Below are 1377 nucleotides of genomic sequence, written 5' to 3'. Positions count from 1 at the left end.
ACCGGGGTCGGGAGCGGTGTCCGCAGTCACATCCTCGGGGTCGGGGGTCTGGCCCTGCGTCGTCACGTCCGCGGCGGACGAGCCCGCGGTCTCCGCGGTGATCGCGGTCTCGTGCGCGGCGGGCGCCTCCGGCGCACCGTCGCCCTCGCCGGCCATCGGCGCATCCCCGTCCGCATCCGACGGTTCCGTTCGTGCGGGGTCCACGACCGTCTGCTCCCCGTCGCTGCTGCCGCCCAACGGCGCGGAACCCGCGGCGTCCGCGGCGGCCGGGCGGCGATCCTTCGCCTCCCGCTTGTTCCGCGGGGCGCGCTTCGGGCGCTCCGGCTTCTCCCGGGCCGGGAGCGGTTCACGTTCGGGCACCAGTCCGACCGCTCGGGGCAGGCCGCGCGCGGCGCGGCGGGACGCGCGCGTGGGGATCGCGAGCAGCAGGGCGGCGAGCAGGATGACGAGCTGGACGGTCACCACGAGCTGCGCCATGCTCCGCTCGTGCGCCGGCAGCTCCGCACGCGGCGCCGGAACGGCCTCCATCCGCCACAGGGCGCCCTTGTCGGTATTGCCCGCACGGAGGAAGCCCGCGCGCTGATCGAGCGCGGTCACGGCCTCCAGCCGCAGTGCCCGGGCGGCGTCCGTCTCCTCCCCCGGTGCCGAGTTCAGCAGCACGTAGCGGATCCCCAGCGCGGACAGCTCGCTGGGGGCGTCGAACGCCCGCGAGGACACCAGGTCGACGGCGAGCTCGGACAGATCCCGTCCGCGCGGCTCGGTCGCGGTGCTGAGGAGCGTCGTCTGGGCGCCGAGGGTCTGGCTCGCCCCCCACACCGCCTCGACGCCGAGCCCCCCGGAGGGCTGGGGCGTGAGGACGAGGGTCCCGAGATCCTGGTCGTCGCGCGCCTGGGCGTTGATGAAGGCGGGCAGCGTGCTCTCCGTGGACTTGACGACGTCCGCGGTGCCGCGCGCGACCGCGGTCAGCGACGGGACCGCGCACACCGCGATGGCCGCCGCCGCGACGAGAGCGGAGACCCGTCGCAGCGACGGGAGCGTCACGAGGCTGTCCAGCGTGACGAGCGCACCGGCGAGCGCGCCCGCCCAGGCCAGGCTGAGCCCCGTCCCCGGCCAGATCGCGACCGGAGCCGACTGGGCGAAGCTCACCGCGACCCCCACCGCGAGGAACGCGGTCGCGAGACCGGCGGCGGCGACGACCACCGAGAGGATACCGGCGCTCCAGCGCGGCGCGACCGGAGCCAGCAGTGCGAGCACCGCCAGCGGAGCGGCGAGCCACAGTGCCCACGGGGCCGCCGTGCCGAGCAGCGCCGCCCAGCCCGCGTCGTCGTTCGTCGGCAGCCCCGCGGCGATCGCGAGGCGACCCGCGGCGTCGGCGCC

1 pseudogene is annotated in these 1377 nt (G+C 76.7%); it reads right to left on the bottom strand.

Features of this window, described 5'->3' with window-relative positions:
- A pseudogene (locus MR1_RS20355) lies at window positions 1–1377 on the bottom strand (hypothetical protein); the annotation flags it as partial.

The sequence above is a fragment of the Microbacterium resistens NBRC 103078 genome (assembly GCF_001552355.1).
GTDB lineage: Bacteria > Actinomycetota > Actinomycetes > Actinomycetales > Microbacteriaceae > Microbacterium > Microbacterium resistens.
The sequence above is the reverse complement of the archived record's forward strand: the minus strand, read 5'-3'. Positions and strand labels throughout refer to the sequence as shown.